The 12,529-nt window shown below is 74.4% G+C and carries 10 protein-coding genes and 1 riboswitch; of the genes, 5 read left to right on the top strand and 5 right to left on the bottom strand.

Translation table 11 applies throughout. The features are described 5' to 3' along the window. Nucleotides 1-42: 42 nt before the first annotated feature. Genes cbiE through ACQPXG_RS28765 form a run of 3 tightly spaced genes read left to right on the top strand, consistent with a single transcriptional unit; the run spans nucleotide 43 to nucleotide 2,719 of the window. On the top strand, nucleotides 43-1,260 hold the full coding sequence (cbiE, locus tag ACQPXG_RS28775) for a precorrin-6y C5,15-methyltransferase (decarboxylating) subunit CbiE (RefSeq protein WP_433462247.1): 1,218 nt from the start codon (nucleotides 43-45) through the stop codon (nucleotides 1,258-1,260). Beyond that, nucleotides 1,257-2,012, top strand: a complete 756-nt coding sequence (gene cobM / locus ACQPXG_RS28770) for a precorrin-4 C(11)-methyltransferase (protein WP_433462246.1) — start codon at nucleotides 1,257-1,259, stop codon at nucleotides 2,010-2,012. The genes cbiE and cobM overlap by 4 nt, the downstream gene beginning before the upstream one ends. Then, the gene (locus ACQPXG_RS28765; RefSeq protein WP_433462245.1) at nucleotides 1,997-2,719 is read left to right on the top strand and encodes a cobalt-precorrin-6A reductase; all 723 of its coding nucleotides are present in this window, start codon (nucleotides 1,997-1,999) and stop codon (nucleotides 2,717-2,719) included. The genes cobM and ACQPXG_RS28765 overlap by 16 nt, the downstream gene beginning before the upstream one ends. Here ACQPXG_RS28765 and ACQPXG_RS28760 read toward each other — a convergent pair. Genes ACQPXG_RS28760 through ACQPXG_RS28750 form a run of 3 tightly spaced genes read right to left on the bottom strand, consistent with a single transcriptional unit; the run spans nucleotide 2,710 to nucleotide 5,910 of the window. Next, on the bottom strand, nucleotides 2,710-4,197 hold the full coding sequence (locus ACQPXG_RS28760; RefSeq protein ID WP_433462244.1) for a precorrin-2 C(20)-methyltransferase: 1,488 nt from the start codon (nucleotides 4,195-4,197) through the stop codon (nucleotides 2,710-2,712). The two genes, ACQPXG_RS28765 and ACQPXG_RS28760, sit on opposite strands and share 10 nt — an antisense overlap. Next, entirely contained in the window at nucleotides 4,197-4,817 is a 621-nt protein-coding gene (locus ACQPXG_RS28755; protein ID WP_433462243.1) for a precorrin-8X methylmutase, read from the bottom strand. The genes ACQPXG_RS28760 and ACQPXG_RS28755 overlap by 1 nt, the downstream gene beginning before the upstream one ends. Beyond that, a complete protein-coding gene (locus tag ACQPXG_RS28750) occupies nucleotides 4,798-5,910 on the bottom strand; it encodes a precorrin-3B synthase (protein WP_433462242.1) in 1,113 nt (370 codons plus the stop codon). Before ACQPXG_RS28750 ends, ACQPXG_RS28755 begins: the two co-directional genes overlap by 20 nt. A 121-nt stretch (nucleotides 5,911-6,031) precedes the next feature. Here ACQPXG_RS28750 and ACQPXG_RS28745 point away from each other — a divergent pair, with 121 nt between their 5' ends. Next, nucleotides 6,032-6,700 carry an alpha/beta hydrolase gene (locus tag ACQPXG_RS28745; protein ID WP_433462241.1) on the top strand — a complete coding sequence of 223 codons (669 nt, stop codon included), beginning with the start codon at nucleotides 6,032-6,034 and terminating at the stop codon, nucleotides 6,698-6,700. 164 nt (nucleotides 6,701-6,864) lie between these two features. Then, nucleotides 6,865-6,988: riboswitch (cobalamin riboswitch) on the top strand. Between the two features lie 52 nt (nucleotides 6,989-7,040). Continuing rightward, a complete protein-coding gene (cobN, locus tag ACQPXG_RS28740) occupies nucleotides 7,041-10,643 on the top strand; it encodes a cobaltochelatase subunit CobN (RefSeq protein ID WP_433462240.1) in 3,603 nt (1,200 codons plus the stop codon). Here the strand turns inward: cobN and ACQPXG_RS28735 are convergent. Both ACQPXG_RS28735 and cobO read right to left on the bottom strand, forming a co-directional pair. Then, on the bottom strand, nucleotides 10,598-11,929 hold the full coding sequence (locus ACQPXG_RS28735; RefSeq protein ID WP_433470066.1) for a cobyrinate a,c-diamide synthase: 1,332 nt from the start codon (nucleotides 11,927-11,929) through the stop codon (nucleotides 10,598-10,600). The two genes, cobN and ACQPXG_RS28735, sit on opposite strands and share 46 nt — an antisense overlap. After that, nucleotides 11,926-12,528 (bottom strand): cob(I)yrinic acid a,c-diamide adenosyltransferase, encoded by a 603-nt coding sequence (gene cobO, locus ACQPXG_RS28730; RefSeq protein WP_433462239.1) that lies wholly within the window; start codon nucleotides 12,526-12,528, stop codon nucleotides 11,926-11,928. Before cobO ends, ACQPXG_RS28735 begins: the two co-directional genes overlap by 4 nt. Nucleotide 12,529: the final 1 nt, after the last annotated feature.

Raw genomic sequence — 12,529 nt, 5'->3', positions numbered from 1 at the left:
TCTCCTATAGGCTTGACGCCCGGTTTCACCCTGAGGAGGCCAGTGGACACGCGTGTCATCACCGTGGTGGGAATCGGCGCCGAAGGGTGGGACGGGCTCACCGAGAACTCGCGCGAGGCGCTGCGGGCGGCGGAGGTCCTGTTCGGCAACCAAAGGCAGCTCGACCTCGTCCCGGGCGACGAGCCCGAGCGGGTCGCCTGGCCGTCGCCGCTGCTGCCCGAGCTGCCGGGGCTGATCGAGCGGTACGAGGGCCGCGCGATCGTCGTGCTGGCGAGCGGCGACCCCATGTTCCACGGGATCGGCTCCACCCTCGCAGGGCTGCTCGGACCCGACCGGATCCGCGTGCTGCCCCATCCGTCCTCGCCGTCGCTCGCGTGCGCCCGCCTCGGCTGGCCGCTGGACCGGGTGGACGTCGTCAGCATCGTGGGCCGTCCCGCGGCGGCCCTGAACGCGGTCGTGGCCCCGGGGCGGCGGCTCATCGTGCTCGGCGCCGGCAAGGAGGCCCCGATCATCGTCGGCGCGCTGCTCGCCGGCCGCGGCTTCGGGCCGAGCCGGATGACCGTCCTGTGCGATCTGGGGGCGGTCGAGGAGACGGTACAGCTCGGTGTCGCGGAGGAGTGGACGGAGCCCGCCGCGTCCCCGCTCACCCTCATCGCCGTCGAATGCGTGCCCGGTCCGGACGCGGCGCCGCTGGCCCGCACGCCCGGGCTGCCCGACGACGCCTTCGAGCACGACGGGCAGATCACCAAGAGCGAGGTCCGCGCCGTGACGCTGTCCCGCCTCGCGCCGCTTCCCGGCGAGCTGCTCTGGGACGTCGGCGCCGGGTCGGGCAGCGTCGCGATCGAGTGGGCGCGGGCGCACCCGGCCTGCGAGGCCATCGCGATCGAGAACAGCCCGAACCGGGCCGAGCGGATCAGCGCCAACGCGGCCGCGCTGGGCGTGCCTCGCGTCCAGGTCGTGAAGGGCGAGGCGCCGGACGCGCTGGACGGCCTCCCCGAGCCCGACGCGGTCTTCATCGGCGGCGGCCTCACCGCCCCCGGCCTGCTGGAACACTGCTGGGACGCGCTGAAGCCCGGCGGACGTCTCGTCGCCAACGCCGTCACCCTCGAATCCGAGGCCAAGGTGGCCGAGTCCCGCCGGTCCCTCGGCGGCGAGCTGATCCGCGTCGGCGTCGAGCGCGCCGCGCCGCTGGGCGGGTTCACGGCCTGGCGTCCCGCCATGCCCGTCACCCTCTGGACGGTGCGGAAGGACCCGGAATGACGGTGTACTTCGTCGGTGCCGGGCCCGGTGCCGCCGACCTGATCACCGTGCGCGGCCTGCGCGTTCTGGAGGCCGCGCCGGTCTGCCTGTACGCGGGGTCGCTGGTGCCGCGCGAACTGCTGGACGCCTGCCCGTCCGGCGCCCGCCTCGTGGACACGGCGAACATGACCCTCGATGAGATCGTCGCCGAACTGACCGCCGCCCACCGCGACGGGCTGGACGTCGCACGCCTGCACTCGGGCGATCCGTCGGTGTTCAGCGCGGTCGCCGAGCAGATGCGGCGGCTGGACGCGGCGGGCGTCCCGTACGAGGTCGTCCCGGGCGTCCCGGCGTTCGCGGCGGCGGCGGCCTCGCTGGGACGGGAGCTGACCGTGCCGGGTGTCGGCCAGACCGTGATCCTGACCCGGACGGCCGTCCGCGCGACCCCGATGCCGGACGGCGAGGACCTGGCGACCCTCGGCGCGAGCGGCGCCACGATGGTGCTGCACCTGGCCGTCCAGCGCATCGACGAGGTGGCCGCCGAGCTGCTGCCCCACTACGGCGCCGACTGCCCCGTCGCCGTCGTCGCCCGGGCCAGCCGTCCGGACGAGGTCGTCCTGCGCGGCACCCTCGCCGACATCGCGGATCTTGTGCGGGAGGCGGGGGTGAAGCGCACGGCGGTGATCGTCGTCGGCCGCGTCCTGACGGCCTCGGCGTTCCCCGACAGCCATCTCTACAGCGCCGACCGGGACCGGGCGTGCGGCGCGTCCTGATCCTCGGCGGGACGGCGGAGGCACGCGCCCTCGCGGCCCGTCTGACGGACGTGCACGTCGTGTCGTCGCTCGCCGGGCGCGTGTCCGACCCGCGCCTGCCGGTGGGGGAGGTGCACATCGGCGGGTTCGGCGGCGCCGGGGGACTGGCGACGTGGCTCCGCGAGCACCGGATCGACCGCCTCGTGGACGCGACCCATCCGTTCGCGGAACGGATGAGCGCCTCGGCCGCGCGCGCATCGGACCTGGCGGGCGTTCCGCTGCTCGCACTGCGGCGTCCCGGCTGGGACGAGGAGGACGGCGACACCTGGCAGCGCGTCTCCTCGCTGGCCGCCGCCGCGGGGGCCCTGCCGGACGGCGCGCGCGTGTTCCTCACCACGGGCCGCCGCAGCATCCCGTTGTTCGCCGCCCGGACGGACGCATGGTTCCTCGCCCGGTCGGTCGACCCGCCGGAGCCGCCCGTCCCGTCCAACGTGCACGTGCTTCTGGCGCGCGGCCCCTACACGCTGGACGGCGAGCGCGCCCTGATCCGCGAGCACCGCCTGGACGTGCTGGTCACGAAGGACAGTGGTGGCGCGATGACCCGCGCGAAGCTCACCGCCGCCCGCGAGGCAGGGATCCCGGTCGTCATGGTGGAGCGTCCACGTCTGCCGGACGGCGTCCGGACGACCGACGACGTGGGAGCGGCCGCCGCCTGGGCTCAGGGGTAACGGCGGGGCGTGTAGACGACGCCCTGATCGGTGACCGTGGTGGTCGACGATCCGATGATGAGCAGGCAGCGCATGTCGACGTCGTCCGGGTCCAGCTTGCCGAGCGTCGTCACGGTGACGCTCTCCTCGGGGCCGCCCACATCGCGGCCGATCACGACCGGCGTCTCGGGGGAGCGGTGCTCCAGCAGCAGGTCGCGAGCCGCCGGGAGCTGGTGTTTCCTGCGGCTGGACGACGGGTTGTACAGGGCAAGCACCAGATCGGCCTCGGCCGCCGCGGACAACCGCCGCGCGATCACGTCCCATGGCTTGAGGATGTCCGACAGCGACAGGACGCAGAAGTCGTGCCCGAGCGGCGCGCCCGCCCGCGCCGCGACGGCCTGCGCCGCCGTCAACCCGGGCACGACCTGCACCGGCACGTCCGCGAACTCGTCCTCGTCCGCCACCTCCAGCACGGCCGCCGCCATCGCGAACACACCCGGGTCCCCGGACGAGACGACGGCGACCCGCGCCCCGTCCCGCGCGAGTGCGAGCGCGTGCCGCGCCCGGTCGGCCTCCACCCGGTTCCCACTGGAGTGCCGGCGCTGACGCGGGTTCGCGGGCACCCGGTCCAGGTACGGCCCGTAGCCGACGAGGTCGGTGGCGGACGCGAGGACGTCCTGTGCCTCCGGGGTGAGCCACGGCCGTCCCGCCGGCCCGAGCCCGACGACCGTGACACCGCCCGCCCCCTCCGGCCGGGCCGGCGGAGGGGCCTCGAACGATCCTTCCGCCGGGCTCGTCAGCAAGGCGAGGGACATGTACGGCACCTCGGCCGGGTCGACCTCGGCGAGCGGCACGACCCGCTGCCGGCCGGACGAGGCCCGCTCGACGTACCAGGCGTCGGCCAGCCGGCCCGCGTCCTCGAAGGCCTGCCTGACCTTGGTGAACGTCCGGCCGAGTTTGAGCACGGCCGCCGCGTCCGTGCCGCGGAGCCGCTCTGCCAGCTCGTCGCGGGGGAGCGTGCCCGGCAGGACGGTCAGCGTCTCCTCCCGCTCCACCAGCGGACTCCCCGCCGCCGCCGCCGAGGCGCTCAGCGACGTCACGCCTGGCACGACCTCGGTCGGGTAGTGCGGCGCGAGCCGCTTGTGGAGATGCATGTACGAGCCGTAGAAGAGCGGGTCGCCCTCGCTCAGGACCACGACCGTCCGCCCGTCGTCCAGATGGGCGGCGAGACGGGCGGCGCAGTCGGCGTAGAACTCGTCCAGCGCCCCCTGGTAGCCGCCCGGGTGACCGGTGGTCTCCGTCGTCACCGGGTAGACGAGCTGCTCCTCGATCTGGTCGCCGCGCAGGTACGGCTCGGCGACCGACCGGGCGATGCTGCGGCCGTGACGCGCGCTATGGAAGGCGACCACGTCCGCCTCGCCGATCAGGCGCGCCGCCTTCACCGTGACCAGCTCGGGGTCGCCGGGTCCGACGCCCACACCGAACAGCCGTCCCGTCATCACTCCGCCTCACTGGCGATCGCGTTGACCGCCGCCGCCGTCATCGCGCTGCCGCCGCGCCGCCCGCGCACCACCAGATGGTCGAGGCCGCTCGCGGCGAGCGCCTCCTTGGACTCGGCCGCCCCGATGAACCCGACCGGGATCCCGAGGACCGCCGCCGGACGTCCCGAGCCCGCCTCCACCAGCTCCAGCAGCCGGAACAGCGCCGTCGGCGCGTTGCCGACGGCGACGACGGCACCGTCCAGCCGGCCGGCCCACAGCTCCAGCGCCGCGGCGCTCCGCGTGGTGCCGAGCCGCGCCGCGAGCTCGGGCACCCCGGGGTCGCCGAGCGTGCACACGACCTCGTTGGCGGCGGGCAGCCTGGCCCGCGTGATGCCGGACGCGACCATGCGCGCGTCGCACAGGATCGGCGCCCCGCCCAGCAGCGCCGCCCGCGCCCGCTCCACGACCCCCGGCGACCACGCCAGGTCCTCGACGAGGTCGGTCATCCCGCAGGCGTGGATCATCCGCACGGCCACCCGCGCCACGTCGCCCGGCAGGCCAGACAGGTCGGCCTCCGCGCGGATGGTCGCGAACGACCGCCGGTAGATCTCGGCGCCGTCACGGACGTAGTCGGTCATCTGCCATCCTCACCACGACGGGGCCGCGGGGCGTCCCGCAGCGTCGGTCACAGCCGGCCCAGTGGACGGGCGTCCCGGGGGCGCGCTCCAGGCCGTCCACCCAGCGCCGGGCCTCGCCCTGCACGTCACCCCGCGACTTCGCGCATCCGGGACTGCCCGTGCACGCGGTCACCCCGACCCACGGCGACGCGGCGTCGACGGCGAAGCCCGCCGCGTCGAGCGCCACCGCGACGGCGGACGCGTCATCCCTGGTCAGATCGCGCAGGACCACGCTGCGCCACGGCGTGACCCGGACGTCGTCCGCGACGTCGGCGAGCGCTTCGGCCTGCGCGCCGGACAGCCGTCCGAGCGGCGGCACGACCTCAAGCGCGACGGACCCGTCCCGCTGCTCGATGACTCCGGCATGCGGGGCGGGAGGGTTGCCGGCGTCCCGCGCCTTCCCGAGCGTCCCGCCCAGCCTTTCGGCGACCCGTCGCGCGCCGTCCGGCACTTCCGCCAGCCGCCACGCGTCACCACGGACCGCAAGGAACGCCTCCGCCGCCGCGACCATCGCCCCGATCGGCTCGTCGCAGGTCGGCTCGATCGGCACGCCGGCGAGCAGGAGGCCGGACGGCGTGCAGCTCACGTCGGCTTCCAAGGAGGTGACGTCACCGGATCCGTCATCGAGGGCGAACAGGAAACGACCCGGAAGCCCGGCCAGCAGGGGACTCGCGCACAACGCCGCGTCGAGCGCCGCGACCAGCGGATCCGTCGCCAGAATCCCGTGGACGCCGCGCCCGCCCAGCGGCGAGGAGACGATGTTGCGCACCCGCTCGTGGGACGGCGAGGGGAGCAGCCCGGCGGTCTCCAGCCGGGCCGCGAGAGCCGGCGGGTCGCCGACGCCGCGCAACTGGAGGTTGGCGCGGGAGGTCAGCTCGATCACGTCGAGTCCCAGCTCGCGCGCCGCGGCGCCGAGCACCCTGAGCTGTGCGGCGGACACCGCGCCGCCCGGAACGCGGACGCGCGCCAGCGGCCCGTCGGCGGCATCGTGGGTCTGCAGCGTCCCGGGGCACGCGTCGGCACGCGCGCGTCCCGCCGCAGGGGCATTCGGCACGAGGAGGATGTTAACCGCACCTTGCCGGCGCGCCGCGCCGCGGCAGGCGCCCCGACGCGCCTCCGCACCTCCCGCTCGGCGACGAGAATGTCAGTACGACCCAGGTAGCGGGAGGGCCACTATGGCCACATTCGTCTTGATCCACGGCGCCGGCGATGTCGGCTGGTACTGGCATCTGGTGGAGGCCGAACTGCGTGCGCGCGGTCATGACACCGTTTCGCCGGATCTTCCCTGCGAGGACGACTCGGCCGGCCTGCCCGAGTACGCCGGCACCGTGGCCGAGGCGATCGGCGACCGGACCGATCTGGTCGTCGTCGCGCAGTCGTCCGGCGGCTTCACGGCCCCGCTCGTCTGCGACCGGGTGGCGGTGGAACTGCTCGTCCTGGTCGCGCCCATGATCCCGGCGCCGGGAGAGTCGCCCGCCGGCTACTCGGCCGGCACCGGATACGACCGGGAGGAGCGGGGCCGCTACGACGATGTCGTCGCCCTGTTCTACCAGGACGTCCCACCGGAGCTGGCCGCCGAGGCGCTGAAGCGGGGGCGCGCCCAGTCCGAGGCCCGGATGGGGGAGCCGTTTCCGCTGCGGGCCTGGCCCGACGTTCCCACGCGGGTCCTGATCTGCCGCGACGACCGGGTGTTCCCCGCCGGATTCCTTCGCCGCGTCTCCCGGGAGCGCCTGGGCACCACCCCCGACGAGATCGACGGCGGGCACACCCCGGCGCTGAGCCGCCCGCACGAGCTGGCAGACCGCCTTGAGGCGTACGCCGCCGAGGAAGGATTGCTCCGCTGATGGACGCCGGCGGTTACGACGCCGAACCGTGGCGGCACGACGAGGTACTGCGCCAGGCCTGGATCATCACCGCCCGTCGCGGCTGACGGCGCATGGAAGGATGCCCGCCGCTGTTTGCAGGCGGGCCGCGCTGCCGTACGCTTCTGCCCAGGCGATGGCAATGGGAGGAAGCCGGTGCGAATCCGGCGCGGTCCCGCCACTGTGACCGGGGAGCGAACCCCGCTTGAGGCCACTGTCCGCACGGACGGGAAGGCCGGGGCGAGCATCGATCCGGGAGCCAGGAGACTCCTGCCGTCGCGACACCCGCGACCGGGGCGAGGACCCCAGGGGAGGAACGACCGTGTCCGCTGGCACCGTCCTGCTGCTGTCGACGTCCGACACCGATCTGCTGAGCGCCCGCGCGTCCGGCGCCGCCTACCGGCTGGGCAACCCGGCGCGGCTCGCCGTGGACGATCTGCCGGAGCTGACCGAGGGCGCCGATCTCGTCGTCGTCCGCCTGCTCGGAGGGCGACGGGCCTGGGAGCACGGCCTCGACGCGCTCCTCGCGGGCCCCCGCCCGGTCGTCGTCCTCGGTGGCGAGCAGGCCCCGGACGCCGAGCTGATGGAGCTGTCCACGGTCAGCGGCGGGGTCAGCGGCGGTGTCTGCGCCGAAGCGCACGCCTATCTCGCCCATGGCGGGCCCGCCAACCTCGCCGAACTGCACGCCTTCCTGTCCGACACCGTGCTGCTGACCGGACGCGGGTTCGCGCCGCCGGCACCGACGCCGACATGGGGACGGCTCGACCGCGAGGCCCGCACCCAGGACGGCCCCGTGATCGGCGTGCTCTACTACCGCGCCCACCACATGGCGGGCAACACCGCGTTCGCGGAGACGCTGTGCGAGGCGATCGAGGACGCGCGCGGGCAGGCCATGCCCGTGTTCTGCTCGTCCCTCCGCACCGCCGAGCCCGAGCTGCTCGCCACGCTCCGCCGGGCGGACGCGCTGGTCGTGACCGTGCTCGCGGCGGGCGGGTCCAGGCCCGCGACGGCCGGGGCGGGCGGCGACGACGAGGCGTGGGACGTCGGGGCTCTCGCCGCGCTGGACGTCCCGATCCTGCAGGGTCTCTGCCTCACGACGAGCCGCTCCGACTGGGAGGCGAGCGACGACGGGCTGTCGCCGCTGGACGCCGCGTCGCAGGTCGCCATCCCCGAGTTCGACGGACGCATCATCACCGTCCCGTTCTCCTTCAAGGAGATCGACGAGGACGGCCTCACCGTCTACCGGGCGGATCCCGAGCGGGCGGCGCGGGTCGCCGGGATCGCCGTCCGGCACGGACGCCTGCGGCATGTCCCGCCCGCCGGGCGGCGCGTCGTCGTGATGCTGTCGGCGTATCCGACCAAGCATTCCCGCGTCGGAAACGCCGTCGGGCTCGACACTCCCGCGAGCACGGTCCGGCTGCTGGCCCGGCTCAGGGACGAGGGGTACGACCTCGGCGAAGGCTTCCCGGGCGTCGCCGGGCAGGACGGCGACGCGCTCATCCACGCGCTCATCGCGGCCGGAGGGCAGGACGAGGACTGGCTCACCGAAGAGCAGCTCGCGGGCAACCCCGTCCGCATCGCCGCCGCGTCCTACGAACGCTGGTACCGCACTCTCCCCCCGGACCTGCGGGAGGAGATGGAGCGGCACTGGGGCCCGCCGCCCGGGGAGCTCTTCGTGCAGGACGGCGACATCGTGCTCGCCGCCCTCCGCGCCGGCAACGTCGTCGTCATGGTGCAGCCACCGCGCGGCTTCGGGCAGAACCCGATCGCGATCTACCACGACCCCGACCTGCCCCCGAGCCACCACTACCTGGCCGCGTACCGGTGGCTGTCGGACGAGTTCGGCGCGCACGCGATCGTCCACGTCGGCAAGCACGGCAACCTGGAGTGGCTGCCTGGCAAGGCGGCGGGCATGTCCGCGTCGTGCGGCACCGACGCCGCGCTCGGCGACGTTCCGCTCATCTACCCCTTCCTCGTCAACGACCCGGGTGAGGGGACGCAGGCCAAGCGGCGCGCGCACGCAGTCCTCGTGGACCACATGGTCCCGCCGATGGCCCGCGCGGAGACCTACGGCGACATCGCCCGCCTCGAACAGCTCCTCGACGAGCACGCCACGATCGCCGCGATGGACCCGGCGAAGCTGCCCGCGATCCGCGCGCAGATCTGGACGCTGATCCAGGCCGCGAAGCTCGACCACGACCTCGGCCTGGACGATCGCCCGCACGACACCGAGTTCGACGACTTCCTCCTGCACGTGGACGGCTGGCTGTGCGAGGTGAAGGACGCGCAGATCCGCGACGGCCTGCACATCCTCGGCGAGGCACCCGAGGGCGCGACCCGCGTCGATCTGGTGCTGGCCATGCTCCGCGCCCGCCAGATGTGGTCGGGACGCGAAACGCTGCCCGGCCTGCGTGAGGCGCTCGGTCTCAGCGAGGACGGCGGCGAGTCGCTCGCGGATGTGGACGCCGCCGAGGCCGCCGCCCGCTCCCTCGTCCAGGCCATGGAGGACGCCGGCTGGGCCGTGGACGCCGCAGGCCGGGTCGCCGAAGCCGTCCCCGCCGACCGCCGCGAACCCGTCGAGCGCGTCCTGGAGTTCGCCGCGACCGAGGTCGTCCCGCGCTTGGCGCGGACGTCCGACGAGCTCGACCACGTCCTGCACGCCTTGGACGGCGGCTACATTCCGGCGGGTCCCAGCGGGTCGCCGTTGCGCGGCCTCGTCAACGTCCTGCCGACGGGCCGGAACTTCTACTCGGTGGACCCGCGCGCCATCCCCAGCCGCCTCGCGTGGGAGACCGGGCAGGCGATGGCCGACTCGCTCCTGGACCGCTACCGCGCCGACCACGGCGAGTGGCCGCGCTCGGTGGGCCTGTCGGTGTGGGGGACGAGCGCGATGCGCACGGCGGGCGACGACGTGGCCGAGGTGCTGGCGCTGCTCGGCGTCCGCCCGGTCTGGGACGAGGCGTCCCGCCGCGTCACGGCGCTGGAGCCGATCCCGGTCGCGGAGCTCAAGAGGCCGCGCATCGACGTGACCGTCCGCATCAGCGGCTTCTTCCGGGACGCGTTCCCGCACGTCGTCGCCATGCTGGACGACGCCGTCCGGCTGGTCGCCGGCCTGGACGAGCCCGGCACCGACAACTACGTCCGGGCCCACGTGAAGGCCGACCGCGAGCGGCACGGCGACGAGCGGCGGGCCACGCTGCGCGTCTTCGGGTCCGCGCCGGGCGCCTACGGGGCCGGGCTGCTGCCGCTCATCGACAGCCGCAACTGGCGCGACGACGCCGACCTCGCCGAGGTGTACGCGGTGTGGGGCGGTCACGCCTACGGACGCGACCTGGACGGCGTCCCCGCCCGCGCCGACATGGAGAGCGCCTACCGGCGCATCGCCGTCGCCGCCAAGAACGTCGACACCCGCGAGCACGACATCGCCGACTCCGACGACTACTTCCAGTACCACGGCGGGATGATCGCGACCGTCCGCGCGCTGACCGGCCGGGCGCCGGAGGCGTACGTCGGGGACAGCACCCGCCCGGACGCCGTCCGCACCCGCACCCTGTCGGAGGAGACCGCGCGGATCTTCCGGGCACGCGTCGTCAACCCGCAGTGGCTGGCCGCGATGCGCCGGCACGGGTACAAGGGTGCGTTCGAGTTGGCCGCGACCGTCGACTACCTCTTCGGTTACGACGCGACCACCGGGGTCATGGCCGACTGGATGTACGACAAGCTCACCGCCGCCTACGTCCTCGACGAGGAGAACCGCGAGTTCATGGCGGAGTCGAACCCGTGGGCGCTGCACGGCATCGCCGAACGGCTGCTGGAGGCCGCCGAACGCGGCATGTGGGAGCATCCCGACCCGGAGACGCTCCAGGGACTCCAGGAGGTCTACCTCAAGACGGAGGGAGATCTGGAGGACGACACGAGCCGCTGAGCCGCCTCCGGGCATCCCGCCCAGTGCAGGTGGAGGTAGGACGCGGTGATCCGTTCGTCGCCGAACCCGTCGGAGCCGTCCTTCCACCGGAACAGCGGATCTGCGTCGGTGGTCAGAGCCGTCCGGTGGAACTCGTGCCCGCGGAACCGCTCGCCCGGACGGGTCAGCGGCGACTCCGCCACCGCGACCGCCTCCCGGTATCCCAGTGTCAGCCGGGACGTCATCCGCGCGCTTCCCGGCACGCGTCCGCACATCCTCTGCCCATCGAGCCGCTCGCACAGATAGAGGAGCCCGGCGCACTCGGCGGCGATCGGGCCCGGGAACGCCGCGACCTCGGCGAGCAGCGGCGCGTTGGCGGCCAGGTCGGCGGCGTGCACCTCCGGAAACCCGCCGCCGATGACGAGCGCGCCGGTTCCGGCCGGGAGCCTCTCGTCCCGCAGCGGGTCGAAGACGGCCACATCGGCGCCCGCCGCGCGCAGCAGCTCCACATGCTCCGCATAGGAGAAGGTGAACGCGGCCCCGCCCGCGACGGCGACGACCGGCCGGCCGTCCACCGGCGCCACCTGTTCGGACGGGTCCCACGCGGGCCCGGGCAGCGGGGGAGCGGTGCCGGCCAGCCGCAGCAGCGCGTCCAGATCACAGGACCGGCCGACCAGCTCGCCGAGCCGCTGCACCGCCTGGACGGCCTCGGCCTCCCGCTCCGCCGCCGGGATCAGCCCCAGATGGCGGGACGGCGTCAGGACCGCGTCGTCCCGCCGGACCGCGCCGAGCACCGGCACGCCCGTCGCCTCCAGCGCGCTCCGGCACAGCTCCTCATGCCGGTCCGAGCCCACCCGGTTGAGGACGACCCCGCCGATCCGCACACCCGGCTCGAACGTCGCGAAGCCGTGCACGAGCGCGGCCACCGACCGGCTCTGCCGCGCCGCGTCCACGACCAGCACCACCGGCGCCGCGAGAAGCGCCGCGACATGCGCCGTGGACGCGAAACCGGTGTCGCCGCGCCCGTCGAACAGGCCCATCACACCCTCGACCACGGCCACGTCGCAGCCGGCGGCGCCGTGCAGGAACAGCGGTGCCACCCGGTCCTCGCCCGTGAGCCACGGATCGAGGTTGCGGCCGGGACGCCCCGCCGCGAGGGCGTGGTAGCCGGGGTCGATGTAGTCGGGTCCGACCTTGTGCGGCGACACCCGCAGGCCGCGCGCCCGCAGCGCCGCGATCAGCCCCGTCGCGACGGTCGTCTTCCCGGAGCCGGACGACGGCGCCGCGACGACCAGCCGGGGGATCACCACTCGATGCCCCGCTGCCCCTTCTGCCCGGCGTCCATCGGGTGCCGGACCTTGCCCATCTCCGTGACCAGGTCGGCGGCGTCGGCGAGCCGGTCCGGCGCGTCGCGCCCGGTGATGACGACATGCTGGTTCCCGGGCCGGCCGGTGAGCGTTTCGAGCACGTCGTCCAGGTCGATCCAGCCCCACTTGAGCGGGTAGGTGAATTCGTCCAGCACATAGAAACGGTACGTCTCGGCGGCCAGGTCCCGCTTGATCTGCTCCCAGCCCTCCCGCGCGTCCGCCGCGTGGTCGTCCTCGGTCCCGGGACGCTGGATCCACGACCAGCCCTCGCCCATCTTGTGCCAGGCGACCGGGCCGCCCTCGCCGCTCGCCCCCAGCACCCGCAGCGCCCGCTCCTCGCCGATGCGCCACTTCGCCGACTTCACGAACTGGAACACCCCGACCGGCCAGCCCTGGTTCCACGCCCGCAGCGCCATCCCGAACGCGGCGGTCGACTTCCCCTTCCCGGGGCCGGTGTGGACGATCAGCAGCGGCCGGTTGCGGCGCTGCCGGGTGGTGAGGCCGTCCTCGGGGACGGACACGGGCTTCCCCTGCGGCATG

The sequence above is a fragment of the Spirillospora sp. CA-128828 genome, assembly GCF_050945415.1.
Lineage (GTDB): Bacteria > Actinomycetota > Actinomycetes > Streptosporangiales > Streptosporangiaceae > Spirillospora.
Note: the sequence above shows the minus strand (reverse complement) of the source record. Positions and strands in the feature narration are given on the sequence as shown.